The sequence below is a fragment of the Paenibacillus macquariensis genome (genome assembly GCF_900156375.1).
Classification (GTDB): Bacteria; Bacillota; Bacilli; order Paenibacillales; family Paenibacillaceae; genus Paenibacillus_AQ; species Paenibacillus_AQ macquariensis.
In genome coordinates this window covers 36,007-60,670 of the sequence record NZ_FTNK01000017.1, presented here as the reverse complement: position 1 = coordinate 60,670, position 24,664 = coordinate 36,007, and the positions used below count along the sequence as shown (strand labels likewise).

Genomic DNA, 24,664 nt, shown 5'->3' with positions numbered 1-24,664 from the left:
ATGACAAGAGTTCTAATGATCAGTGATATTCATGGATGTTGTGATTCATTTAATGAATTGTTGGAAGTTCTAAATTACCACTCATCTAAGGATCAATTGATTGTATTAGGTGATTATGTGGATAGAGGACCCAAGAGCAGGGAAACTGTTGATAGAGTCATAGACTTGGTGGAGAACCATCATGTGATTGCCTTACGTGGTAACCATGATCAGAGATTGGTTGATCTAATAAGAACTGATAACTCGGTGGTAAAGTCGAAGTTTCTAGAACATGGGGGCTTACAAACCCTTCAAAGCTATTGTGATTTCATTAATGATTCAGTGGATGATACTCAATTTCAAGAAGCTATAGATTACATCAGGAGCCACTTTATTGCACATATTGATTTTTTAGAATCGTTACCCTTATATCATGAGGATAAAGAGCATATATATGTACACGCGGGTCTAAATCCTCAATATAAGAATTGGAAAGAGCAGCCAACGCATGATTTCATGTATATTAAGTCGGAATTCCACCGCTCGAAGTCAATTGCGGATAAGACGGTTATATTTGGACACACCAGAACGATTGAACTTCAGCAATCTGCAGACATCTGGTTCAATCAAGATAAGATTGGGATAGACGGTGGATGTGCTTATGGATTGCAGTTGAATTGTCTGATATATAAAGATGGATCTTATGAGTCAGAACATATTAAGAATTTGAAGTGATGCCAGGTATATCTAAACAGTAAGCAATTCTCGGATATTTGCGACGAGAACATTATGTATTCTTGGGGAGTGAAAGGGGAGCTAGGATGAATCTCGCGAATAAAATTACCGTTGCACGGATTTGCTTAATACCCTTATTTATTTTGTCTTTTTCACAATATCCCCAGTGGCTGGCTGATGAGAGTCCTTTCTTTAGCTTTATGAATCAATACGGAATTAACATTGCTATTGTAGTATTTATCGTAGCTTCGGGAACAGACAAGTTAGATGGTTATATTGCAAGAAAGTACAATCAAATCACTAACTTGGGGAAATTGCTAGATCCATTAGCGGATAAGTTATTGATATCGGTTGCCTTAATTATGATGGTCCAGTCTGGAATGATTCCTTCTTGGATGGCGGTTATTATCATCGGTCGAGAGTTCATCATTACAAGTCTAAGAATGATAGCATCCGAACAAGGAATCGCCCTAGCGGCAGATCACTTTGGTAAAATAAAAATGGTTATGCAAGTGGTTGCTATTGCAGCTATTTTATTAGATAACTATCCTTTTGATTTGCTAACTAGCATTAAAATTGATTATTTTCTTATGCTTATAGCTGTTGGTCTGACCGTGTTCTCTGGATTCAACTATATAATAAGGAATTTCAAAACACTTAGGTTAGGTAGTATGAAATGACTACTTTGAGGCTTATTAAGTTATTGGGTCATAAATCAGGAAGAAAATATTCTTATAACAAAGCGTTTTCGCTACTTTTATTGTTTTCTGGTTGTCCGAATGTCTAAAGTACTCTCATGAAATAGTCAAACAACACATGATCCGGTCTAAGATAGGAACTATCTGTGGTCGGGTCATGTTGTATAGGGGGAGTTAGATGGAATCATAAAAGCGGTGACTTCTATGGCGAAAGTGATTCCAGGTAGATTTGCAGCTGAAATGCATGTACCGGCAGTTGGAACAAGAGAGACATCTAGAAGGAGAATGGGTGGGGATAATAATCCAGCTGTTCCGACGCCTACGAATCCAGAATAGTATTGATTTATCTATCGGTTGAATTTATAACATGGTTCCTACAAACCGATAAAGTTAAAAACATCGTATCCGTATGTACGGGCTCACTTAATCAGACATTGTTATTACAAATGCATACATGAAAGGGTGAGAAACATGCTACAAGCGATCATATTTGATCTAGATGGTACCTTACTCGATCGCGATCTTTCATTAAAAAATTTCGTTGAACATCAATATGATCGTTACGATGCATTTCATCATGTGGAGAAAGACGTGTGGGTTCAACGATTTATTGATCTGGATCAGAGAGGTTACGTGTGGAAAGATCGTGTCTATCAATCTCTAATTCATGAATTTGAGGTCAAGCTAGATTGGCAAGACCTATTGGATGATTATGTTGAAGGCTTTCAGAAGCATTGTGTTGGATTTGCTGGGATGGTTGAAATGCTAGATTTTTTACAAGAAAAGAATTTGAAATTGGGTATGATCACAAATGGGTATGAGCAATTTCAGGATAACAATATACAAGCCTTTAACATCAGTCATTATTTTGAAGTGATTCTGATATCAGAACGTGAAGGAATAAGAAAGCCGGATCCAGAAATATTCTTAAGGGCTGTGAATGAGCTTGGCGTGAAGCCGGAAGAGTCCATATATGTAGGTGATCACCCAAATAATGATATTGAAGCCAGTCTTGATGTGGGTATGAGATCAATTTGGAAAAAAGATGAAATGTATAATCCACCTGTGGATTATACATGGACGATTAAAGAGTTAAGTGAGATAAGAGATATTGTTGCGGGCCTAGGAACTCAAGAAATATGATTAAATATCAATTAGTTCTGGATGTTGCAGGAGTCATCGTAACCAATCTTTCGCCAACATATTGGGTGGAGATGTCTGCATTATCGGGCGTTTCTTATGAGTTCTTACATAATCAATTTAAGCATGAAATACGCGAGTTACTGTGGACGGGAAAGATAAGTGAGGAAGAGTTTTGGGAATGGATAATTAGACAATGTCCATCGATTGAAACCCATGAAGCCCAATCCATGTTGTATAAACACCTGAGGACCTTACCAGCATTTGATTATATTCCTGGTTGGAGTGAAGTAGCCGACATTCATCTCCTTAGTAATCATCGCCAAGAATGGTTGGAGCCTTTGTTAGAACCAATATGGCCATATTTAAAGAGCATTACAATATCAAGTTCAGTTGGATTGTGTAAACCACGTCCTGAAATTTATACAATCGTTAATGCTAAATTGGACCCTATGTTACAGGTGATGTACATAGATGATCAGGACAAGAATATGAAACCTGCGAAGGAACTCTCTTGGAATACGTTAACCGCAGATATAGAGGGTAAGTGGCTGGAACAAGTAAAACAAATGTTGTATTCCAATTGAAGGATATTATGTATCTGGTGAGCGGATGAGCACCTTAGAATTTCTCGGATTTGAAAAAAGGGAGAGATAATCATGTCCAATATAATTCTAATCGGCCCAATTGGAACAGGTAAATCAACGTTAGCAGATATCATATCCACAAGACTAGAATATCCTCGATGTTGTGTGGATGATGTGCGATGGAAATTTTATGAGGAACTTGGATATAGCAAGGATAAAGAAGGAGTCATTAGAAGTAACTTTGGTTTTGATGGTGTATATAAGTATTGGAAACCATTCGAGGCGCATGCTGTTGTAAGGATTTTTCAAGAATACAAAGATCATGTCATTGATTTCGGTGGTGGACATTCTGTATATAAAGATCCAAGACTATTCTCGATCGTAGAGAATGTATTACATGATGAGAAGAACATATTCTTAATTTTACCTTCTCAAGATCAGGCTGAGTCACTAAGAATTCTAAATGAAAGAGAAAGCCTCGACATCAACACTCATTTTGTAGAGCATGAATCTAATTACATACTGGCTAAACATATTATTTATACCAAAGATAAGACTCCTCATGAGAGTGCAGAAGAAATTATTTCAATTGTCTGCTAATGATCATAATATTTGAAAAGAGGTAGTCTCGTTATGGATACTGAAAAGGAAATTGAAGAAATTAAAGATAGATTAATGGTACTAGAAATGAAAGCAAGAAGTAGTAGAAATTATTATATAAGGTTTGCTGTTATTATTCTTATATGTGTTCTTGTATATTTCGTAGTAGGGATTTATGGTATGAATTTTAAAAATGCTCCGGAGTTAAATTGGTTCTCTTAAAAAGAACATTATAATTTGGTATATAAACTAAGTCATAAGGAGAGGGTTTATATGTATAATACGATTATTTTGGATGTTGATGGAACATTAATAGACACAGAGAAAGCGGTACTCAAATCACTTCAGAAAATGCTAGCGATAGAATACAACATAACAAAGGATGTAGAGGAATTAGAATTTGTATGGGGAATTCCAGGTTCTAGTTCACTACCTTTATTAGGAATTGAAGATACTGAAAAAGGAGACATCCTTTGGAATGTGTACATGAAGGAGTTCGTGGACTCCATAAGTGTCTTTTCAGGAATTAGAGAATTGCTAAGCACACTTCATGAACGAAATATTCAAGTCGGAATTGTAACCTCTAAGACTAAGATTGAATTAGAAGATGACTTCGTGCCTTTTGGCTTGATGAAATATCTATCTTTTGTCGTGTGTGCAGATGATACTTTACTACATAAACCAAATCCTGAACCGATTCAGAAGTTTCTAGAGATCTCGGGCGCAGACCCAAGGAGTTCCATTTATATCGGAGATACGACATATGATTATCAGTGTGCTAGAGATGCCGGTGTATCGTTTGGATTAGCCGTATGGGGTGCAAAGAAAGATCATGGAATCGATGCTAAACATTTATTCAATAATCCTAATGAAGTGCTAGAATTTGTTGCTGAATGAAGTAGACATTCGGGAGAGTAATGGTGTCCATTTGCGATTGGAAACTCCCCGGTGTGGATTATTCTACTTGTAGGTATTTTGAAGGGACAGGTAGATAAGAATAACAATATTGTAGAAATCGTGATTCGCTAAAAAGTTAGTATCGGATAACAGTATCTACTCTTTTTTCTTGCATATGCATAAACAGTGATAAGTAAATTACCTAACTGGAGTTGTATAGGGTAGGGGGCTATTGTTACAATGGATATAAGAAGAGAAGGAGTGATCCGTATGGAGGAACAAATTCACGAGTCTACGTCACATGAGTCATGCGGCACCGATGGGAGAAAGAGTCACCATTCCGATAAAACAAAAAGTAATATCATTAGCAGACTTAACCGGATTGAAGGTCAAATTCGTGGCGTTAAGGGATTAATCGAAAAGGATACCTATTGCGATGACGTTCTGAATCAGATTTCTTCGGTCCAGTCGGCCTTAAATGGTGTAGGAAAGCTACTTCTTGAACACCATATGAAGAGCTGTGTCATGGATCGTATCCAAGAAGGCGACGATGAAGTGATCGATGAACTGTTGAAGACGATTAATAAACTAATGAAATAAGTGATGAATGAAGGATTCGAAAGAATCCTTTTTTTGTTTGGAATTTAATACGGTAATCGAGGAAATAATACATCTAAGTGTTGACACATTATAGGGTAGGGGGGTATACTAATATCAAGAAGTTAAACAAACGACTTTATGTATGACCTGAATACGTCGATAATGGCAATCGGCTATAGATTAATCGATCATATTCGATATAGAAAATGAGGTGTGCATCATGGAAACAGCCCAGTTGAAAACAGAGCAAACATCTTTAGATATTACAGGCATGACGTGTGCTGCTTGTGCTAATCGAATCGAAAAGGGTCTGAATAAATTGGATGGCGTAACAGAAGCAAATGTGAACTTTGCAATGGAACGCGCAACCGTAACATACGATCCAAGTAAGATCAATGTTACGCAAATGGAACAGAATGTTCAGAAGCTCGGTTACGGTGTGGCGAAAGAAGTCGTTGATTTAGATCTCGTAGGTATGTTCTGCGCCGCTTGTGCGGTTAAGATTGAAAAAGTACTGAACAAAACACCTGGTGTCACAAACGCCGTCGTTAACTTCGCGATGGAGACAGCCCGAGTGGAATACAACAAGTCGGATGTATCCATTACCGACATTCAACAGCGAGTAGAAAAGCTGGGTTACAAAGCGGTTACCAAGCAAGAAGATGGAGATCCTTCGGAACATCGAGAGAAAGCGATCAAGGAGCAAAAGCGTAAGTTAGTCATTTCCGCGATCCTCTCTCTTCCGTTATTGTGGTCTATGGTTAGTCACTTTTCCTTCTTATCTTGGATCTGGATGCCAGATTTATTCATGAATCCTTGGTTCCAGCTAGCTCTTGCGACACCTGTTCAATTCTACATCGGTAAGCAGTTCTACGTCGGGGCATTTAAATCCCTTCGTAACAAAAGCGGTAATATGGATGTACTTATCTCGCTTGGAACGTCCGCGGCCTACTTCTATAGTCTCTACTTAACCATTGAATGGGCTTTGAATGGCGGAAGTGTTCATCATGGTCCAGCGATGTACTACGAAACAAGTGCCGTGTTGATTACATTGGTCATTCTCGGCAAGTTGTTTGAGTCATTAGCCAAAGGTCGTACGTCTGAAGCGATCAAAACGCTGATGGGTCTGCAAGCGAAGACAGCGTTGGTCATCCGTGACGGGCAGGAAATAACGATCCCAGTTGAAGAAGTACTCGCAGGTGATGTGGTGGTTGTGAAACCGGGTGAGAAGATTCCGGTGGATGGTGAAGTGCTTGAAGGAACTTCAGCTGTGGATGAGTCTATGCTGACGGGTGAGAGTATTCCTGTCGATAAAAAGGCAGGAGACAACGTTATTGGCGCTACGATTAATAAGAACGGTAGATTGAAAGTAAAAGCGACCAAGGTCGGTAAGGAAACGGCGCTTGCGCAGATTATTAAAGTCGTAGAAGAAGCACAAGGCTCGAAAGCTCCTATTCAACGTGTAGCTGATGTGATTTCTGGTATATTCGTCCCAATCGTAGTAGGGATAGCAGTCTTGGCCTTCGTCGTGTGGTTCTTCTGGGTAACACCTGGTGATTTCGCAAATGCATTGGAAAAAGCGATTGCTATTCTGGTTATTGCCTGCCCATGTGCGCTTGGACTTGCAACACCTACATCCATTATGGCAGGATCGGGTCGTGCAGCTGAACTTGGGGTATTATTTAAAGGTGGGGAACATCTGGAATCTACACATAAAATCAATACAATCATTCTAGATAAAACAGGTACAGTTACCAACGGTAAGCCAGTGCTTACAGACGTAGTAGTTGAAAATAATATCGACGAAGGCACGTTCCTCCGCTTTGTTGGAGCTGCTGAGAAGGACTCAGAACATCCACTCGCAGAAGCGATTGTTTCTGGTATTGTAGCCAAAGGCATTGAGGTTCCTGCTACGGAACAATTCGAAGCCATTCCAGGGTTTGGGATCCGTGCAGTCGTTGAAGGTAAAGAAGTTCTAGCAGGGACACGCAAGCTGATGGCAAGATTCAACGTCCAAGTGGAGCACGCTTTAGAGCGTATGACGCAGATGGAGTTGGATGGGAAGACAGCGATGTTGATCGCGGTTGACGGCCAGTATGCTGGATTGGTCGCAGTTGCCGATACGATCAAAGAAACGTCCAAAGAGGCAGTTACTCGCTTGAAACAAATGGGCATCGAGGTCATTATGATTACAGGTGACAACGAACGCACAGCCATGGCGATTGCTAAAGAAGTAGGAATTGAACACGTTCGGGCCGAAGTACTTCCAGAAGGCAAGGCAGAGGAAGTGAAGAAGCTGCAAGCGCAAGGTAAGAAAGTAGCAATGGTTGGGGATGGCATCAATGATGCACCAGCACTAGCTATGGCGGATATCGGAATGGCTATCGGAACAGGAACAGATGTGGCGATGGAAGCGGCGGATGTAACCTTGATGCGTGGCGATTTGAACAGCATCCCTGATGCGATATACATGAGCCGCAAGACGATGACTAATATCCGACAGAACTTATTCTGGGCACTTGGTTATAACACTTTAGGTATTCCAATTGCAGCACTTGGGTTATTAGCACCTTGGGTTGCGGGAGCGGCTATGGCACTCAGTTCCGTATCCGTCGTACTGAATGCACTTCGTCTTCAGCGGATGAAGGTTTAGTCAATAGACCCATCAGAAGCTAATGAAATAACAACACAATTATATTAAAAATGAGAGTTCAAAAGGAGAATGATTATTATGACAAACGTAACATTAAAAGTAGAAGGTATGTCCTGTGGACACTGTGTCAATTCCGTTGAAGGTGCTATGAAAACTCTAGGTGCAGAAGGAAAAGTGGATTTGAAAGACAAGTCCGTAGCGATTTCCTATGATGAGAATAAGCTGACGCTAGAAGCGATTAAGGAAGCGATTGAAGAACAAGGATACGATGTAGTTTAACGAAACAACGAAAAACGAACCCGCATATTCATGATTCTCTTTAGAAATGATTGAACTTGTGAGCGCAAAAGGTAGTTCAATCTATATAGATGGGAGAGTGAGTCAATTGGGCTTAAAGAAATTTGCCGTAACACCTGGATTTGAGGTGGGAGGTACCTTGTTTAAACCAGAACAACTGGCCATTCTAGGTGCTGTGGTTGGTGCGGATGCCATCATTGAAATGACGACGTTCAAGCAGCTTTACGTGGAGATGCAAGAAGAGCGTTTAGCAGAAGTACAGGATGCACTTAGAAAGGTCGGACTGCAAATTCACCCAGCTGGATTTGTCACGAAAAGCTTAATCGCCTGTAACTTCTGTAGTGGTGCCGAGGACGCTGGACTAGAAATTGCTAAAGTCTTAGACGAGGCTATTGCAGGTCATGAGGTACCGCACCCCTTAAAGATTGGATATGCAGGATGCGCACTTGGGACAAGCGAGCCCTTGATTAAGGATATTGCGGTCGTTAAAATGCGGGATACATTCGATATCTATGTCGGCGGGGAATCGAAAGGCTTGAAAGCTAAATTAGCACAGCGGCTCCTGTCTGGCGTTACGGAAGAACAGCTTGTACCGATCGTTACGCAATTAATAGCAAACTTTCAAGAGTTGGGGAAAAAGAAAGAGAAGTATAGCAGATTTATTGACCGAATGACGATTGAAAAACTTCGGGAAGTAGTTACCGTGGCATAAATATTTTTTCACGAAAAATAGAAGGGGACACGCTTGCCGTGTCCTCTTTTTATATTGTAATTACGCTTATTAATCACCGCTCCTCATCAATGGGCTATCACCCTCTGGTTGTTAGAGGTATAATTATGGAAGAAGCATTAGCCAACAAGTGACCCAGCCTAGGATATGAGATATCTAAGACTGGGTTATTTCGTGTATCCACAACATGAACGAAGACTTGCTACATCAATTTCGGAAGGACTGAAATGACGATGAACATGTTAAGTACCTTTTGGTCATAAGTGATAAATTGAAAGTTTTACCGGACCTCAAATGGGCCGTTGTTGGCTCTATGGCGAGTGTTATTCAAGGTTGTCATATTAATCCTGGTGATATTGATATTTGGGTTGCGTGTGAGGCGGATGTGGAACAAGTGGTAAATTGCTTTCGAGAACAACTACCAGAAGACGCGATAATCACGACCATAGAAGAAAATTGGGTGTCATCCCTTACACAACCGACGGTTACTTTTCAAATTGATAGATCAGATTGGACACTCGGTAGAGTATATATAAATAGCGTTAAAATTGATATTGCCTATGCCGTTATACGTGAAATGGAAAGTTATATACCGGGAATGGGTCTTTGGGAGAATGGCCCGGATATAGGTGATTTGATAAAGTTCATTTCTGTAAATGAAAGTGTTATACCCGTTGTGCCTTTGGAGGTACAGCTTCAAACGAATTATTTAAGGGGAATAGAGAGTAGAATAGCTGCAATCACAGATAAGTTTAGAACGGACGGATATGATGACGCGCTTTTACGGTACTGCCTAGAGCAACACCACTATAAGAAATTTTCAGACGATTTCAAAAAATGAAATGAGTTGATCACATGAAGAAGAAGGTTGTATTAGCCGGAGGTACGGGATTTATCGGACAATACTTAGAGGAGAAGTTCAATCATCTTGGATATGAAGTGAAGATCATTTCAAGACAAGCAGGTCATATTTCTTGGAATAATAATATGGAGATCGTGGAAGCTATAAATCATTCGGAGTTGTTAATTAATCTTGCAGGAAAGTCAGTAGACTGCCGTTACAATGCCAAGAACAAACAAGAGATCATGAATTCAAGAACAGAGACAACCAACATCCTTGGCAATGCCATATTAGCATGCGATTACCCACCTTCACTATGGATCAATTCGAGTACAGCGACGATTTATAGACATGCTGAGGATCGGCCCATGACAGAGGAAAGTGGCGAGATTGGATCAGGTTTCTCGGTTGATGTAGCCAAAGCTTGGGAAAACGCACTCTTTTCCTTTGACTTACCTAACACGAGAAAAGTTGCCTTAAGAATCGCTATTGTATTAGGTGAGAATGGTGGGGTTATGACTCCGTTCAAAAACCTCGTTCGATTTGGACTGGGAGGTCCTCAAGGGCCCGGTACTCAACGATTTAGTTGGATTCATATCGAAGATATATATCAAATTATGCTCTTTATTAAAGACCACGAGGAGTTAAGCGGCGTATTCAATTGTTCTGCCCCTAATCCAGTCACCAATCGTGAGTTAATGAGTCATTTGCGACAAGTGATGAATGTGAAAGTAGGATTGCCATCTCCTAAATGGCTGCTCGAATTGGGTTCAGTCATCATTAAGACAGAAACGGAATTGATTCTGAAGAGTCGGTGGGTGATTCCAGAGAGGTTAGAAAGAGAAGGCTATAAGTTCAGATATAGTACATTGGATACAGCACTTCAACAGATATTAAAGAAATCATGAGATCCACTACTTTTGCAGTTCAGAAGAGATAAATGTATGATCATATAGGGACAGGTCAAATTGATTACAATTTGTCTGTCCCCTAATTTTTTTTTAAGGAGTACAGAATGAACATACTTATTGCAGATGACGATCCGGACATGCTTAGAATCGTGGTTGCTTATTTTAAAAAAGAAGGTTTTCAAATATTCACCGCTCAAGATGGAGAAGAAGCCCTAGATATATGTATGAATCACAAGATAGATTTGGCGATCCTCGATTGGATGATGCCTAAAGTGAGTGGTATCGAAGTATGCAGACAATTAAAGAAGCAACAATTCGCTAAAGTGTTGATGTTAACCGCAAAAAGCGAACAGGAAGATGAATTGAAGGCACTAGAGATAGGGGCTAACGATTATGTACGCAAACCTTTTGAACCTCGCATCTTGATTCTAAGAGCTAAGAAACTACTTCATATTGAGGAAGATATCACGTTCGGGGGGGTGCGAGTAAACATCCCTGGCGGAAAGATTTATAAGGACGGATTGGACCTCGAAGTTACGAATAAGGAATTCCATTTGATGAAGTGCCTACTTGAACACAAAGGGCATATTCTGAGTAGAAAAGTGTTGTTGGATCAAGTGTGGGGATTCGATTATATCGGGGAAGAAAGGACTGTTGATACGCATATTCGAAGACTTAGGGAGAAAGTGGGAGAAGGGTTTATTAAGACGTATCGAGGCAGTGGATATAGTCTGGAAATTCCTCATGAGTAAGCTGAGTCGCAAGTTGTTTTGGCGGATCGCTTGCATGATTTGTTTGGTATTTGCGGTCTCATTCTTGGTGAATACATTTTTCCTGCCCAAATATATTCTGTATCAGCAAAAGGTGAATTTAGCGCAACTGACAAATTTCATGAGTAATGAAACGGTTGAATCTCTCATCCAAACGGAAGGGGAGCTAGAACAGCAGTATAATGTGACGATCGTAAGCACAGAATTTGTGAAGAATCCGAATGTTTTGAATGATGTTATTCGAACAGAGTTGAATAGGAAAGGTATTACGCTTGCGAAATTCTGGGTCATGGAAGAGAGAATTCAGGATCTTGAACATGGGAAGACAGTCTACAATTTGTACAGTCAGAAGAAGCTTAACACCAGCTTTCTTGTCACGATCTTCCGAAAAGACAATATGGTCTTCGTCGTAGGTGATTCTATCGCACATACAGATCAATCGATTCGAGCTGTGAATAAGTTCAATTTGTATATTGCGATAGGGGCAATGTTCTTAACGCTTGGATTAGCGTGGCTGATCGCCAGACAAATCATTCGTCCTATCAAAGAGTTGGCAAATAACGCCGAAGATATCTCCAATCTGAAGTTCCGTACAACCAACATTAAGACAGGGGATGAGATCGAACTGTTAGCGGCAAGCATTAATCGGATGAGCCATAAACTGGAGGAAGCGCATCTAGCTTTGGAAGAGAAGAATCAAAACCTACGGAACTTCATTTCTGATATTTCGCATGAGTTAAAAACACCGATTGCGTTGATAAAAGCTTATTCCTCAGGAATTCGAGATGAAATGGACGACGGGACGTTCCTAAGTGTTATTGATAAGAAAACCGATGAAATGTCCCAGTTAGTGGACAAGTTACTACACTTAGCTAAGCTTCAGAATGAGATTTATGCGATGGAATATTTTGATTTCAAAGCGTTACTCGGTGATGTGCTAGATAATTTGGAAGTGGCGATACAGAAAGAACAGAAGATAATTGAGGTAGATAATAGCCAACTTCATCATCCTATTGTTCGAGGAGATCAACAGAAGATCAGGATCGTTCTGGATAATTTTATAACCAATGCACTGAAATATGCCAGTGGGCCACAGATAGATATATCACTTGTGAATGAAGGAGAACGGTTGGTATTCACCATTCGAAATGGCTTTCGGACGTTGGATGAGCAGGATGTGAATCATATATGGCAGCCTTTCTTCGTGCTAGATCATTCAAGGAATAAGAAGCTTAGTGGATCGGGGCTGGGACTGTCTATTGTGCAAGTCATCTTGGACAAACATGAGGCACCTCACGGCATTCATGCGAAAGATCAAGAGATTGCATTTTATTTCTCCTTGGCTGTGGGATCAGAATAATGAAGAGAAGGATACGCGCCCTTAGGGGACGGTGTATCCGTTTCTTTTTGAAATATAAGAAAGTATAAGTTTCACTTGATAGAATGAACTAAAGTTTGCGCTTCCCCTATTCAATCATTTCTAAAGAAATGATTGAATAGGGGGTATCGTCTTTAGTTCAATCCATATTGATACTCTATTCCTTATATTTCCGCTGAAACGGGTACCGTCTTTAAAAAGACGGTACCCGTTTCTACTTGGTTTGTCATATTGGCGTAACATAGATGGAATATGCTTGTTTTCGAGGTGATTCACAATGAACCAGTTAAGAAGAAAAGATAGATGGTCAATCATAAGAAATAGTGTACTTATATCGACTATTCTAGCACTTGTCGCAGGATGTAGTGCCAACGCATCTGTACCTTTAGAAGAAAAGGGACAGAACAGCAGCCCAATTGAGAAAGTAGATATCAATGCATGGAAGATGGATTATTGGAATGAACAGCGTAGAGGCTCTAACTTCATGAACTCCACATCGCTACCCGACAATTACGCAGCAGCTAAGGAACAGGAAATCGAGTTCATTCGGCTCGCGCCTGACAAATGGGGCAAAGATCGAGATCACTTGTTTAACGATAAACTGGATACCAAACCTAATGAAGATTTTCTGATTGGTAGTTCAGATCGTTATGAGGGCATAGTCGAAGAAGATTTTGCAAGACTCTTAGCAGATCTAGATGCAGCGGAAGCCAAAGGAATGAAGGTTATCTTAACAGTACTTAGCCTACCTGGAGATCGATGGAGGCAGTTTAACGGGCAGAAGAATGATGATCACATATGGCAAGAGCGTGACTATCATAGTCAAGCAGCCCTTTTCTGGAGGGATCTTGCCACCCGATTGAAGAATCACCCTGCTGTTATTGGCTATAATCTTATTAATGAGCCACACCCAGAGACGGCAACGGGCTTCAATGACTTCTGGACACAGGATTACACAGCTTGGTACAAGAAAGTAGAGAATACGGCAGCAGATTTAAATGTCCTCTATGATGCAATGATCAAAGGGATTAGGTCAGTTGATACGACGACACCGATTATTATTGATTCTGGACTCTATGCAACACCGTGGGCGTTCAGTTACTTGAAACCGATTGATGATCCTAACGTGCTATACGCGTTCCATATGTATGAGCCGTATGAATTAACTAGTCAAAACAAGAATAAGGGATTCACCTATTCTTATCCGGGAACGGTCAAAGTCGGAAATGATGAGAAAGAAATGAAGTTTGATAAGCAGGCTCTTAAAGAATTTGTGGAACCTGTTGCCAAGTGGGCAACCGATAATCATATTCCTGCGAATCGGATTATCGCATCAGAATTCGGAACAAACCGGATGGTCAAGGGAGCAGATCAATACATGAGTGATCTCATGTCTATATTTGATGAACAGGGTTGGCACTGGTCATTCTATGCATTTCGTGAAGATACCTGGGATGGGATGGATTACGAATTTGGGAGCGAGAAGCTGAAGTTTGAATACTGGGATGCGAGAGATAAAGGGGAGACCTTCATTCCTGAAACAACGGATAATCCGATTTGGAATGCGATCAAGAAGGGCCTTGGCAATTGATTGTGAGAATGATCCTAATTGGGTTATGTACGAACATCTTCTTGATCTTAGGAACCGGATTCTATGCCACAAAGATTGAGCCCAAGGCGCTGTCCGTGACGCGAATCGATATTGAGAATAAATACGTTCAGAAGTCATTTGACGGCAAGACGATCATTCAATTCTCGGACACGCACTTAGGTCCCGATTATTCAGTTGACCAGCTTCAGTCGTTAGTTGATCGGATGAATCTTCTGAAACCAGATATGGTGGTATTTACAGGTGATCTATTCGATAATTACGCGGAATATGGTTCTAAGAATAGGAAGTTAGCCCAAAAGGTATTAGCGAAGATAAAAGCCCCCCTTGGTAAATATGCTGTATATGGCAATCATGATAGAGGAGGGGGAGGGAGCCGAGTATACAAGGAATACATGGAGGAAGCTGGATTTATGGTACTCGTGAATGAGGTTCACACGATTACATCAGCTAACGGTGAAAGGCTAACCATAACAGGGCTTGATGATTTCTTGCTAGGGAAACCGATGATTGAACGTACACTTCAATCTCTGAGTCCTCAGGATTTCAATATACTCCTCGTTCATCAACCGGATGTTGCAGACCGATTCACCGATTATCCGGTTGACCTACAACTCTCAGGACATAGTCATGGCGGACAAGTCCGTATCCCTTTCTTGAAACCACTGGTTACAACATCATTAGGTAATAAATATATTGAAGGGTTGTACTCACTTGAAGGAAAGATTAGACCTCTGACGCTTTATGTGAATCGTGGAATCGGGACAACCCGATTACCTATACGCTTATTTGAAAAACCTGAGTTGACTGTTATTCGACTGATGAAACAATAGTGAAATCTGGAGTCCCACGTTATGCGAAGTATTGCATAATGTGGGATTTTTTGAACATATAAGAAAGTATATAATTCCGGGTGATAGGGGGTATCGTCTTTAGTTCAATCTATATTGATACTCTATTCCTTATATTTCCGCTGAAACGGGTGCCTTAAAGTGATACGAAGTATCGCTAGCATCGGAAGCATAAGCTTTTTGGAAAAGGACGGCATAGCCGTTTCTTCTACTTGATTAGAACAAATAGTTGCTGAATTGATTAATCAATGCGGAGCGATGGCGTTCTTTATTCGTCACGGCATAAACATATCGGTCTATCAGGTTTCCGGGGATAGGGCACATCTGGAGCAATCCGCGCTGGACCTCACTCTGGACGGCCATACGGGATACAAAGGATACATGCGTTCCAAGTATAACCGCTTGTTTAATAGCTTCAAGAGAATCAAGCTCCAAATAGGAGGGTAGACGCTGTCCGTGGTTTTTTAGCCATGTATCCGTCATTCTTCGGGTACTGGATTCTTTGCCATGAAGAACAAAGGATGAAGAGGTAATCAGTTCAGGGGTTACATTTTCTAGGAAGGCTAAGGGATGAGTTGGAGCATAAATGAGCACTAATTCGTCTTCACATATTGCTTCAGCAAGCAATGCAGGAGCCGCGAATGGTTCGGTTGAGATAATGCCGATATCGATTTCATGACGTGCTAGCATATCATTTACGACGGGAGCTGTTTTGACAAATAGGGAAATTTGGATTCCCGGATGCTCCTTACCGAACCGATGTAACACAGCGGGAAGTACATAAGTAGCTGGAACATAACTAGCTCCGATACGGATGCTACCCCTACGGAGTGTGTCGAACTCCAAGACGACACGCTCCGCCTCGGCGGCGAGCGCATTAATTTTGACGGCATAGTGGAGCAGGGCATAGCCCGCGTCTGTCAGAATGATTCTGCCCATTCGCGCTTCGAACAATTTGACTCCGTAATCCCGTTCCATGTTCTTCATATGAAAGGTGACGGTTGGTTGTTTTAATTCAAGGATGTCTGCGACAGTTGTAATTTTCTTGTGCTTTTCGAGCAACTCCACAATGCGTAATTTTAATAGATTCAGGTTCATCATCATAGCTCACTTTCGATGTTGTGTCTTATCTATAGATTCTATCTATGAATGTTAACAGTATTCATTGAAATAATTAATTGTACCTTTACATTCATTTAACACGGGTATTGTACTTCACAGCTAGACTAGTAAATGTAAGTAAAGATTCATTACATAAAGCCAAAGCATACAAGGATGGTAATAATATGGATTTGAACATACGAGGGCTTGGTAAAGCCTTTGGTGGAAATGTTGCCTTGCATCCAACAGATTTAACTGTACGACAGGGAAGCTTTACGACACTACTAGGTCCATCAGGCTGTGGCAAAACAACAATTTTGCGCATGATTGCAGGGCTAGAAACGCCGGATATGGGTACGATCTCGATGGGGGAAGAGGTGATCTTTTCGGGGTCAAGTAAGAGGGTGGTACCGACACACCAACGTGGCTTCGGCATGGTATTTCAAGATTTTGCATTGTGGCCGCATATGACGGTATTTGAAAATGTTGCTTTTGGTCTTCGAGCGGGTAAGCGTACTTCAAGAATACGTGAAACCGTGATGGAAGCGTTGGACAAGGTTAAGTTGACAGGGATGCATGATAGATATCCTCACCAACTGTCTGGTGGACAGCAGCAACGTGTAGCTTTTGCACGTGCCGTAGCTATAACGCCACGTCTTGTATTGTTCGATGAACCGCTAAGCGCATTGGATGCAGTACTACGTGAGGACATGCGCGTGGAGATGATGTCATTAGTTCGTGATCTGGGGCTTACAGCTCTGTATGTCACACATGATCAGATTGAGGCGATGTCCATGTCTGATGAAGTGGTGGTTATGAATAGTGGTCGAATTTTACAATCGGGAACACCGGAAGAGATTTATGGTGAACCTTCAGATGCCTTTGTTGCACGTTTTATCGGCAAATCGAACTGGCTTGTGCCAGACCACACGATGTTCCGTCCAGAGCACCTGTTATGGGATCGGACAGGAGAAGATTGCCACTCTTTTATAGTAGAGATCACACATGTCAGCTACGTAGGAGAGCGATATGAATTCAGAGTCAAAGCGGAGGGGTATGGGGAGCAATGGACTGCTTATCACCATACTCGACTGGCTGTAGGTACGAAGACAGAGGTTTATTTACCGCATCATCGCCTTCATCACTTGGCTGAATCTAAATAAAGGGAGAGATTACATTATGAATAATTTCACTACGATTAAGACTGGATGGAACAAGGGAGCGTCACTTACATTGGTTCTGGCACTAGGTTTAACGCTGGCAGGCTGTGGCACTAATTCTAATTCAACTGCCAAGGAGGCTTCGCCTTCAGCGAATAACAGTGTGACAAACACTCAAGCTGCCGATCAAAAGCTCGTTGTATATAGTGCGGGACCGGAAGGGCTCGCTAATAAGATTATTGAAGGGTTTGAAGCCCAAACAGGTGTGAAGGTCGAAATGTTCCAAGGAACAACAGGTAAAATTCTAGCTCGTATGGAGGCAGAGAAATCCAACCCAGTTGTTGACGTTGTGATTCTAGCATCACTACCTTCTGCACAAGGGTTGAAGAACGATGGGCTGACACTACCTTACCCGGAAGCCAAAAATGCAGACAAGCTTAACCCTGATTGGTCCGATAAAGAAGGGAACTATTTCAGCAGTAGTGCTTCTGCTCTAGGTATTGCTTATAACACGAAGCTTGTTACAACACCTCCGACTTCTTGGGAAGACTTAACTAAACCGGAATACAAGGGACAAATCAACATTCCTGATCCTTCGGTATCGGGTTCGGCGCTTGATTTCATAACAGGTTATCTTAGTGACAAGGGAGAGAGTGGTTGGTCCTTGTTCGAGCAACTTAATAATAACGATGTAGCTGTTGCAGGAGCTAATCAGGAAGCGCTGGATCCAGTTATCACAGGTGCTAAAAGCATGGTAGCAGCTGCAGTTGACTACATGACGTATAAGGCGAAAGCAAAGGGAGAACCGGTTGATATCGTGTATCCGAAGGAAGGTACAGTGATTAGTCCACGTCCCGCGGCGATTATGAAATCAACCAAGCATGAAGAGAACGCCAAGTCATTCATTGACTATCTACTATCAGATGAAGCGCAGAAGCTGGTATCCAATGCGGCACTCCTTCCAGGTCGTACAGATATCAAGGCTGAGAATCGTGCCAATCTAGATGAGATTCCACTACTCAAAGCTGATTGGGTATGGATGAATGAAAATGGAGCAGAAGTGACAGATAAGTTCACGAAACTATTTAAATAATCATGAGAAACTCTTCATCTTTGCGACACATTCGAGCATGGTCGATTGCCCTAGCTTTACTTGTACTGACGATAATGATTGTTGTCCCTTTGGTTGAAATATTTATTCAAAGCGTATATCGGGATGGTGAGCTGCAATGGGCAGCTCCGTTCCGTACTTTGGCCGACGCTGAGCTCATCAAAGTTCTACTTGGCTCCATCTGGCTAGGGATTTGCGTGATAGCAGGTACAACCGTACTCGCACTACCACTCGCTTGGATCATGGTGAATACCCGGCTTGCTCGGTGGCGTTGGCTGGATATCGTTTTTTTGATCCCATTCATGACTCCACCTTATATTGGGTCTATGGGCTGGATTCTGTTTATGCAAAAGAACGGGTATCTGGAGCAACTTGTACCTGGACTTTCATCGATGACACCAGCCTTCTTCACCTTTGGAGGCATGGTCATGATTATGAGTCTACATTTGTTCCCGTTTCTGTACTTGCTACTACGCGGAGCGCTTGAGCGGATAGGTGGTAGCCTTGAAGAAGCGGGAGCTGTGCTTGGCGCACCTTTCACATATCGGTTTCGGCGTATCATTGCACCGTTATTGCTCTCTGCGTACGGAATGGGAGCTATGCTCATTTTCGTTAAAACGATCGCAGAGTTCGGAACGCCCGTCACGTTCGGAAAACGTATTGGGTATGAAGTAATGACCTCGGAGATTCACAAATATATATCGAGCTGGCCGATTGATTTTGGTAAGGCGACGTCCCTAGCTTCCGTGTTACTGACGGCATGTTTACTGATTTGGTATGCGCAATCGGTTCTAAGCAGACGCTTCACTTATAGTTTAGTAGGTGGTAAGGGTATGCGTCGTTCTTCCTTGCATTCACAAGGGCGAGGGACATGGATTTATGTTCTATTTGTCGCGGTAGTGTTACTTCTATCTATTGGCGTACCCTATTTCTCAATCATTGCAGCTTCAACTATGAAGCTACGGGGAGTAGGACTTGCTTGGAACAACTTTACGCTGGGTTATTACAAGGAATTACTAACCTGGGGTTCTACCAGTATGAGATCGCTGATGAATAGTGTGCTACTGTCACTAGCGGCATCAACAATTGCCGTGATACTAGGCACTTGGTTTGCTATTGTTATTGGTCGATCACGTACTCGTATGGAGAGAACGACGGACTTATTCAGTCTATTACCGAATACGGTGCCGGGAATTGTTATGGTCGTTGGGTTGATCTTGCTGTGGAATTCGCCTTGGATGCCGATTCCGCTGTATAACACGTATGGTATGGTCATTTTGACGTATATCATTTTGTTTGTTCCATATACCGTGCAATATGTAAAAAGCGCCTTTAGCCAGATTGACCCTTCGTTGTTTCAGGCGGGACAAGTATTTGGAGGGAAACCACACTATGTCTTTCGCCGTGTATTGCTGCCCTTAATAGTACCCGGTATGATGGCTGGCTGGATGATGACGTTCACCATCGCCTCGCGGGAATTAGTGGGTTCGTTATTAATTTTGCCACCGTCCGTTCAAACCTCAGCAACGTATATATTTGCTCAATTTGAACAAGGACAAGTATCCTTGGGCATGGCAATGGCCGTCGTATCTGTAGGGCTCACCACCATGATGCTTGTAATTATTGAGAGCCTGGGCTCCAAAAGAAAGTGGAATGCTTGATGATAAAACTAAAGATTTGGGGTGGAGCGGGCGAACATGGCCGCTCCTGTTATTTCTTCTCCGGAGAACAGAACCGGATTATGTTGGACTGTGGTGTCAAAAAAGAGGGAGTAGGGATCTATCCACTTCTTGATGCCGAGGAAGTATCACAGTTAACCGCTGTTTTTTTGTCGCACGCACATGAGGATCATTCCATAGGACTTCCGTTATTATATAAACATGGATATAAGGGAGATATCTGGACCACAAGGGCAACTTCGGAACAACTCGGTAGCTATTTCGATAGTTGGTGTAGATATGTGAACAGACGTGGGGGAGAGCTTCCGTACGAAGAGAGACATATAGATGCGATGACGTACCGTTATCTTGAGGATTATGCCTTACCTGATGAATGGTTCGAACTGAGTAAGGACTTGAGAATAAAGTGGGGAAGAAGCGGGCATCTTGCTGGTTCTGTATGGTTGTTACTGGAGATGGAGGGACGTAAGGTGTTTTTCTCTGGGGACTACAGTCGTGAATCCCAACTGCTGGACGCAGATTTACCTACAAGTTCAATAGTCGATCTGTCTATTATTGATAATGCATATGGTATGGAGTCCGACCCGCAGCAAGTAAAGCTGGAGCAGCTAACACAGGCAGCAAAGCGTGTTCTTGGTGCAGGGGGACACTTACTCCTGCCGATTCCGACACTTGGCCGCGGTCAGGAATTACTCATCTGGGCGTCAGAACTATTTGTCGAATATAGAATAATAGTAGAGCAAGAGATTTGGCTTGGACTTGAGCGAATGAGAAATTGGTCAGAATGGCTCCGTGCAGGGGCTCTACAGCGGATTGAAGAATTATTGAATAGCAACAAAGTGGTTATTCCGATTGATGATCAGGAACGTAGTTGTTTGTTGGAAAGTGACGTGCCCAGCATCATATTTACCGGAGATGGGATGATGGAATCCCCACGAGCGCGTTGGTATTATGATCAATTATCACAGTCGGAGAAACATGCAGTTATTTTGACAGGTCATACGGCACGAGGTTCATTTGGAAGGGAAGTATTAAATAAAGGAACGCTACCAACGGGATGCAGCGTGCAGCACATATGCTATAAAGTTCATCAAGGCCTACCCGATGTGAGCATGATGTTGAATGAAGTGCCAAGCAGCCAAGCGGTTTTGGTACATGCACCCAAAGAAGAAACTGATCTTGTTGTCGCAAGGTTGCGGGATGAAGGTCATAAGGGTTTGCATTCATTACAACCAGGTATAGAATTGGATTTTCGATAGAAACACGCTAAACCCGCATATAAATGTGGGTTTTTTGACATATAAGAAACCGTCAGGATTTTCTTAGTATTAGAGACAACTAAACAAGGAATTGACGTATTACTACCGAATTATGAATGTACTACTTATAAGATAATAGAGAGATTTCTCTTATGGAATTAACCAAAATAGAAAGGATGACGATAATGTCGAATCTATGGCTCGAATTAGCCAAACCAGAAGGCGGAAATCTCCGCTCTGAAATATTGGAACAGATCACCATTTTTTCTGGAAGGATTGTTACATGTGATCCGCTTATATCTCATAACAATCCATTTGAACGGACGGTTCAGCCAGGTATCTATCCGGTCGTTGCCTGGTGGCACAAGGAGGAAGAACGCATTGCTGCAGCCGAACTGAAATTGTCTGAGGGGCATCCCGTTCGGTGGGAGATGGCTGTGAGACCAGGACAGAATGTGAACGAACTGAAGGATGGAAGCATATACGGCTATCCAGTTGATACGGGGCTAGGATGCTTCGCGGATGTAGAGGCGATCCATAAGCTCGAGGAAATGGAAGCTCAATTACAACGAGAACTCGGGGATGACTTTATCAGTTTATACGATAATCTTATAGAAGATGTGTTGAGTGAACATGAGGATAATTGGGGAAGTGTGATCGTGTGTGAAGATACTGGACTTAATGTAGTTATGTTCAGTACTGGTTACGGCGATGGCTTTTATGCTTCTTATTGGGGGTTTGATGCTGACGATAACGTAGTCTGTCTTGTTACGGATTTTAAAGTACTCAATTAATCGTAATACGGGTTAGTAATATACTGAATTTATAATTCAGAGGGTGGTGTATTGGAATGAGTCTATTTATTATTATTGTAATGATCATTGGAGTAGCTGGAATAATTGGCAACCAGAATTCTGGACTTAGAAGAATGGAACAATTACAAAGATCATTAGATGAGATAAATCGAAGCTTACAAGCAATGAGCAATAAAAAGGATTGAACTTACAAACACCAAAAAGGGATGCTCAAAGATTGTTTACAATCTTTCTGAGCATCCCTTTATTGATTTTCTATAGTTCATTGTTATTTAAACGAAGCAAATCCTTCATCAGCCATTACAACGCTACCGTTAATTGCGCTAGCTTCCGGTAAGGACAGCAAGTACACTGTGTCTGCCACTTGTTCAGGTTGAGTCAGTTTGTTACCCATGACTTTACTCTTCATGTCATCAATCATGCCTTTGTCTTTATATCCTTGAATGATCGGTGTATCCACAGCCCCTGGAGCAACGGCAACTACACGAATGCCATACACAGACAACTCTAGTGCTGCGGACTTGGTCATCATAATGACGGCACCTTTGGAGGCGTGATAGGCGAATGTAGCTGGGGATGCCAAGAATCCAAATACGGAAGCGGTATTAATGATGACACCTTTAATGCCAAGCTCACGCATTTTTTTACCTGCGGCGATAATACCATGAGCTACACCGTGCTGATTGACATTAATGACAGCGTGATAATCTTTCATATCTTGGTCTAGAACAGGCGTAAGGCGTCCGATTCCTGCGTTATTGAACATCACATCGATTCGACCATAGGTATCTACCGATTTCTGAACTAGCGATTCAACATCTTCATAATTGGATACATCGGTTTGGACGAATATAGCTTCGCCACCGTCTGCAATAATTTGCGCTACTGTTTCCTCACCTAATTGTTCGTTGAAATCAGCGACGACAACACGGTCACCTTTACTTGCAAATTTAAAGGCGGTTTCTTTACCGATTCCACTAGCTCCACCTGTTATTACGGCTACTCTTTTTTCTGTCATATGAGTTTCCTCCTTGTGAAATATAGTTATACTACTACTGAAAGCTGATATAGTAAGAAAGGTTATTTACTAACTTAATTACATTGTAGCATCGCCAAATATTAAGCGAAATTTAACTATATTTAATACTTGTTAAGTAATAATGAATATGGAGTGTGTTCAATGAATCTGGAGCAGATCGAGAATATTGTTGAAGTTGCAAAGATAGGCTCACTTACTAAAGCTGCACAGAACCGTCATATCACCCTTTCGGCGATTAGTCAGTCTATTACGCTATTAGAAGCGGAGCTCGATGTCATATTATTTACCCGTTCGCGTGGTCTTAAAGCTGTTCCAACAGCGGAAGGACAAGCCATTATTAACAAGGCTAATGAAGTATTAATGAAAGTGAATGAATTGAAAGTAGAGGCACAAATCCACAGTAATACGCTAAGTGGGCATTTGAGAATTGCAACGATTCCTGGACCCATGCATCTATTGGTGAAAGTCATATCGAGCTTTAAGGAAGACTTTCCGAATGTGAGAATAGAGATTTTTGAAAAGGGACCTAAAGAGATATTAGAAAACGTGCTGCATAACGAAATGGATATAGGCCTTATGGTATCGCCCGAGGGTATACCAGAGAAGCATAAGGGGATTATGTTTGAACGCTTAATGGAAGGGAAAATTGTTGTTGGTGTTCATCCAAATTCACAACTAGCCTTGCATAAGATAATTACGCCCGAGCAGTTAGTGGGACAGACGTTAGCTCTATACGATGATGATTATATATTGGATTATGTTGAGCGAAATTTATCCCAGTATGGACCGGTCAATCTTCTATTTGTAAGTAATAATACGCGAGCCATTGAGAATGCAGTTGCAGGAGGTCTAGCGATCACGATTGGACTGGATTACTCTTTTATACGAACAGCCGAGGATATGCATCCAATGATAAGAACGATTGAACTTCAATCTTCGAATACTCAACAGGAACATTTTGGTTCTGTAGTACCCGCAGGTAAACATGCTTCGCATATCGCCCGAATATTTATTAATAGGCTTAAATATGAATTTGAACAATTAGTAGATAACAATTGATTATAGTTTTATTTTACTTATGAAATAGATTATATATGTGATACCCTTATTTGTAGTTCTAGTAAAAATATACCATCGCTTCAATAGGTATGTATCGAAAGGGGTATTACTTTGGGGGAATCCGTTCAGATGTTAGGTGAGATTGAAATACGAAATTTTCAAGAA

General features: G+C 41.6%; 27 protein-coding genes. 25 read left to right on the top strand and 2 right to left on the bottom strand.

Annotated features, from left to right (window positions below):
* The 18 genes from BW961_RS23185 (at window position 1) to BW961_RS23105 (ending at window position 15,258) form a co-directional block, all read left to right on the top strand.
* Window positions 1–714: a metallophosphoesterase family protein gene (locus BW961_RS23185; protein ID WP_068592557.1), complete on the top strand. Its 714-nt coding sequence runs from the start codon at window positions 1–3 to the stop codon at window positions 712–714.
* Between the two features lie 86 nt (window positions 715–800).
* Window positions 801–1,394, top strand: coding sequence for a CDP-diacylglycerol--glycerol-3-phosphate 3-phosphatidyltransferase (pgsA, locus tag BW961_RS23180; RefSeq protein ID WP_068592559.1), 594 nt, complete (start codon window positions 801–803; stop codon window positions 1,392–1,394).
* 222 nt (window positions 1,395–1,616) lie between these two features.
* On the top strand, window positions 1,617–1,748 hold the full coding sequence (locus tag BW961_RS31630) for a hypothetical protein (RefSeq protein ID WP_280175221.1): 132 nt from the start codon (window positions 1,617–1,619) through the stop codon (window positions 1,746–1,748).
* 135 nt (window positions 1,749–1,883) lie between these two features.
* On the top strand, window positions 1,884–2,555 hold the full coding sequence (locus tag BW961_RS23175; RefSeq protein WP_068592561.1) for an HAD family hydrolase: 672 nt from the start codon (window positions 1,884–1,886) through the stop codon (window positions 2,553–2,555).
* Window positions 2,552–3,139, top strand: coding sequence for an HAD family hydrolase (locus tag BW961_RS23170; protein WP_068592563.1), 588 nt, complete (start codon window positions 2,552–2,554; stop codon window positions 3,137–3,139). Before BW961_RS23175 ends, BW961_RS23170 begins: the two co-directional genes overlap by 4 nt.
* Window positions 3,140–3,211: 72 nt before the next feature.
* A complete protein-coding gene (locus BW961_RS23165; RefSeq protein ID WP_244556035.1) occupies window positions 3,212–3,739 on the top strand; it encodes a nucleoside/nucleotide kinase family protein in 528 nt (175 codons plus the stop codon).
* Window positions 3,740–3,772: 33 nt separating this feature from the next.
* Entirely contained in the window at window positions 3,773–3,961 is a 189-nt protein-coding gene (locus tag BW961_RS23160; protein WP_068592567.1) for a hypothetical protein, read from the top strand.
* Between the two features lie 51 nt (window positions 3,962–4,012).
* Window positions 4,013–4,636, top strand: a complete 624-nt coding sequence (locus BW961_RS23155) for an HAD family hydrolase (protein ID WP_068592568.1) — start codon at window positions 4,013–4,015, stop codon at window positions 4,634–4,636.
* 270 nt (window positions 4,637–4,906) lie between these two features.
* Window positions 4,907–5,236, top strand: a complete 330-nt coding sequence (locus BW961_RS23150; RefSeq protein WP_068592645.1) for a metal-sensitive transcriptional regulator — start codon at window positions 4,907–4,909, stop codon at window positions 5,234–5,236.
* Between the two features lie 220 nt (window positions 5,237–5,456).
* The gene (locus BW961_RS23145; protein ID WP_068592570.1) at window positions 5,457–7,889 is read left to right on the top strand and encodes a heavy metal translocating P-type ATPase; all 2,433 of its coding nucleotides are present in this window, start codon (window positions 5,457–5,459) and stop codon (window positions 7,887–7,889) included.
* Window positions 7,890–7,967: 78 nt separating this feature from the next.
* Window positions 7,968–8,168 carry a cation transporter gene (locus BW961_RS23140; RefSeq protein ID WP_068592572.1) on the top strand — a complete coding sequence of 67 codons (201 nt, stop codon included), beginning with the start codon at window positions 7,968–7,970 and terminating at the stop codon, window positions 8,166–8,168.
* A 97-nt stretch (window positions 8,169–8,265) separates the two neighbouring features.
* On the top strand, window positions 8,266–8,898 hold the full coding sequence (locus BW961_RS23135) for a nitrite reductase (RefSeq protein WP_425298703.1): 633 nt from the start codon (window positions 8,266–8,268) through the stop codon (window positions 8,896–8,898).
* 289 nt (window positions 8,899–9,187) lie between these two features.
* Entirely contained in the window at window positions 9,188–9,757 is a 570-nt protein-coding gene (locus BW961_RS23130; RefSeq protein WP_139331725.1) for a nucleotidyltransferase family protein, read from the top strand.
* Between the two features lie 14 nt (window positions 9,758–9,771).
* Complete coding sequence (locus BW961_RS23125; RefSeq protein ID WP_068592578.1) at window positions 9,772–10,665, top strand: TIGR01777 family oxidoreductase; 894 nt, start codon at window positions 9,772–9,774, stop codon at window positions 10,663–10,665.
* 107 nt (window positions 10,666–10,772) lie between these two features.
* Window positions 10,773–11,420: a response regulator transcription factor gene (locus BW961_RS23120; protein ID WP_068592579.1), complete on the top strand. Its 648-nt coding sequence runs from the start codon at window positions 10,773–10,775 to the stop codon at window positions 11,418–11,420.
* Window positions 11,413–12,798 carry a sensor histidine kinase gene (locus BW961_RS23115; protein ID WP_068592580.1) on the top strand — a complete coding sequence of 462 codons (1,386 nt, stop codon included), beginning with the start codon at window positions 11,413–11,415 and terminating at the stop codon, window positions 12,796–12,798. The genes BW961_RS23120 and BW961_RS23115 overlap by 8 nt, the downstream gene beginning before the upstream one ends.
* A gap of 463 nt (window positions 12,799–13,261) precedes the next feature.
* Window positions 13,262–14,407, top strand: coding sequence for a glycoside hydrolase family 5 protein (locus tag BW961_RS23110; RefSeq protein ID WP_244556040.1), 1,146 nt, complete (start codon window positions 13,262–13,264; stop codon window positions 14,405–14,407).
* Window positions 14,408–14,415: 8 nt separating this feature from the next.
* Complete coding sequence (locus BW961_RS23105; protein WP_068592648.1) at window positions 14,416–15,258, top strand: metallophosphoesterase; 843 nt, start codon at window positions 14,416–14,418, stop codon at window positions 15,256–15,258.
* 234 nt (window positions 15,259–15,492) lie between these two features.
* Here the strand turns inward: BW961_RS23105 and BW961_RS23100 are convergent, their stop codons facing one another.
* Window positions 15,493–16,374 (bottom strand): LysR family transcriptional regulator, encoded by an 882-nt coding sequence (locus BW961_RS23100; protein ID WP_068592650.1) that lies wholly within the window; start codon window positions 16,372–16,374, stop codon window positions 15,493–15,495.
* Between the two features lie 188 nt (window positions 16,375–16,562).
* Here BW961_RS23100 and BW961_RS23095 point away from each other — a divergent pair, with 188 nt between their 5' ends.
* From BW961_RS23095 to BW961_RS30685, 6 genes are all read left to right on the top strand, one after another.
* Window positions 16,563–17,540, top strand: a complete 978-nt coding sequence (locus BW961_RS23095; RefSeq protein WP_068592582.1) for an ABC transporter ATP-binding protein — start codon at window positions 16,563–16,565, stop codon at window positions 17,538–17,540.
* A gap of 16 nt (window positions 17,541–17,556) precedes the next feature.
* Entirely contained in the window at window positions 17,557–18,630 is a 1,074-nt protein-coding gene (locus BW961_RS23090; RefSeq protein WP_068592583.1) for an ABC transporter substrate-binding protein, read from the top strand.
* A 2-nt stretch (window positions 18,631–18,632) separates the two neighbouring features.
* Entirely contained in the window at window positions 18,633–20,309 is a 1,677-nt protein-coding gene (locus tag BW961_RS23085; protein WP_068592584.1) for an ABC transporter permease, read from the top strand.
* Window positions 20,309–21,586, top strand: coding sequence for an MBL fold metallo-hydrolase (locus BW961_RS23080; protein ID WP_068592586.1), 1,278 nt, complete (start codon window positions 20,309–20,311; stop codon window positions 21,584–21,586). Before BW961_RS23085 ends, BW961_RS23080 begins: the two co-directional genes overlap by 1 nt.
* Before the next feature lie 185 nt (window positions 21,587–21,771).
* Complete coding sequence (locus tag BW961_RS23075; protein ID WP_068592588.1) at window positions 21,772–22,380, top strand: DUF4241 domain-containing protein; 609 nt, start codon at window positions 21,772–21,774, stop codon at window positions 22,378–22,380.
* 56 nt (window positions 22,381–22,436) lie between these two features.
* Window positions 22,437–22,586: a hypothetical protein gene (locus BW961_RS30685; RefSeq protein ID WP_169810374.1), complete on the top strand. Its 150-nt coding sequence runs from the start codon at window positions 22,437–22,439 to the stop codon at window positions 22,584–22,586.
* Between the two features lie 83 nt (window positions 22,587–22,669).
* Here BW961_RS30685 and BW961_RS23070 read toward each other — a convergent pair whose 3' ends face one another.
* Window positions 22,670–23,419 (bottom strand): SDR family NAD(P)-dependent oxidoreductase, encoded by a 750-nt coding sequence (locus BW961_RS23070; RefSeq protein WP_068592590.1) that lies wholly within the window; start codon window positions 23,417–23,419, stop codon window positions 22,670–22,672.
* Between the two features lie 162 nt (window positions 23,420–23,581).
* On the opposite strand from BW961_RS23070, the gene BW961_RS23065 reads away from it, so the two are divergent.
* Window positions 23,582–24,499 (top strand): LysR family transcriptional regulator, encoded by a 918-nt coding sequence (locus BW961_RS23065; RefSeq protein WP_068592594.1) that lies wholly within the window; start codon window positions 23,582–23,584, stop codon window positions 24,497–24,499.
* Window positions 24,500–24,664 lie beyond the last annotated feature (165 nt).

Coding starts and splice junctions, on each gene's coding strand:
- BW961_RS23185 (WP_068592557.1), top strand. CDS start 1: ATGACAAGAGTTCTAATGATCAGTGATATTCATGGATGTTGTGATTCA.
- pgsA (WP_068592559.1), top strand. CDS start 801: ATGAATCTCGCGAATAAAATTACCGTTGCACGGATTTGCTTAATACCC.
- BW961_RS31630 (WP_280175221.1), top strand. CDS start 1,617: ATGGCGAAAGTGATTCCAGGTAGATTTGCAGCTGAAATGCATGTACCG.
- BW961_RS23175 (WP_068592561.1), top strand. CDS start 1,884: ATGCTACAAGCGATCATATTTGATCTAGATGGTACCTTACTCGATCGC.
- BW961_RS23170 (WP_068592563.1), top strand. CDS start 2,552: ATGATTAAATATCAATTAGTTCTGGATGTTGCAGGAGTCATCGTAACC.
- BW961_RS23165 (WP_244556035.1), top strand. CDS start 3,212: ATGTCCAATATAATTCTAATCGGCCCAATTGGAACAGGTAAATCAACG.
- BW961_RS23160 (WP_068592567.1), top strand. CDS start 3,773: ATGGATACTGAAAAGGAAATTGAAGAAATTAAAGATAGATTAATGGTA.
- BW961_RS23155 (WP_068592568.1), top strand. CDS start 4,013: ATGTATAATACGATTATTTTGGATGTTGATGGAACATTAATAGACACA.
- BW961_RS23150 (WP_068592645.1), top strand. CDS start 4,907: ATGGAGGAACAAATTCACGAGTCTACGTCACATGAGTCATGCGGCACC.
- BW961_RS23145 (WP_068592570.1), top strand. CDS start 5,457: ATGGAAACAGCCCAGTTGAAAACAGAGCAAACATCTTTAGATATTACA.
- BW961_RS23140 (WP_068592572.1), top strand. CDS start 7,968: ATGACAAACGTAACATTAAAAGTAGAAGGTATGTCCTGTGGACACTGT.
- BW961_RS23125 (WP_068592578.1), top strand. CDS start 9,772: ATGAAGAAGAAGGTTGTATTAGCCGGAGGTACGGGATTTATCGGACAA.
- BW961_RS23120 (WP_068592579.1), top strand. CDS start 10,773: ATGAACATACTTATTGCAGATGACGATCCGGACATGCTTAGAATCGTG.
- BW961_RS23115 (WP_068592580.1), top strand. CDS start 11,413: ATGAGTAAGCTGAGTCGCAAGTTGTTTTGGCGGATCGCTTGCATGATT.
- BW961_RS23110 (WP_244556040.1), top strand. CDS start 13,262: ATGGATTATTGGAATGAACAGCGTAGAGGCTCTAACTTCATGAACTCC.
- BW961_RS23105 (WP_068592648.1), top strand. CDS start 14,416: ATGATCCTAATTGGGTTATGTACGAACATCTTCTTGATCTTAGGAACC.
- BW961_RS23100 (WP_068592650.1), bottom strand. CDS start 16,374: ATGAACCTGAATCTATTAAAATTACGCATTGTGGAGTTGCTCGAAAAG.
- BW961_RS23095 (WP_068592582.1), top strand. CDS start 16,563: ATGGATTTGAACATACGAGGGCTTGGTAAAGCCTTTGGTGGAAATGTT.
- BW961_RS23090 (WP_068592583.1), top strand. CDS start 17,557: ATGAATAATTTCACTACGATTAAGACTGGATGGAACAAGGGAGCGTCA.
- BW961_RS23085 (WP_068592584.1), top strand. CDS start 18,633: ATGAGAAACTCTTCATCTTTGCGACACATTCGAGCATGGTCGATTGCC.
- BW961_RS23080 (WP_068592586.1), top strand. CDS start 20,309: ATGATAAAACTAAAGATTTGGGGTGGAGCGGGCGAACATGGCCGCTCC.
- BW961_RS23075 (WP_068592588.1), top strand. CDS start 21,772: ATGTCGAATCTATGGCTCGAATTAGCCAAACCAGAAGGCGGAAATCTC.
- BW961_RS30685 (WP_169810374.1), top strand. CDS start 22,437: ATGAGTCTATTTATTATTATTGTAATGATCATTGGAGTAGCTGGAATA.
- BW961_RS23070 (WP_068592590.1), bottom strand. CDS start 23,419: ATGACAGAAAAAAGAGTAGCCGTAATAACAGGTGGAGCTAGTGGAATC.
- BW961_RS23065 (WP_068592594.1), top strand. CDS start 23,582: ATGAATCTGGAGCAGATCGAGAATATTGTTGAAGTTGCAAAGATAGGC.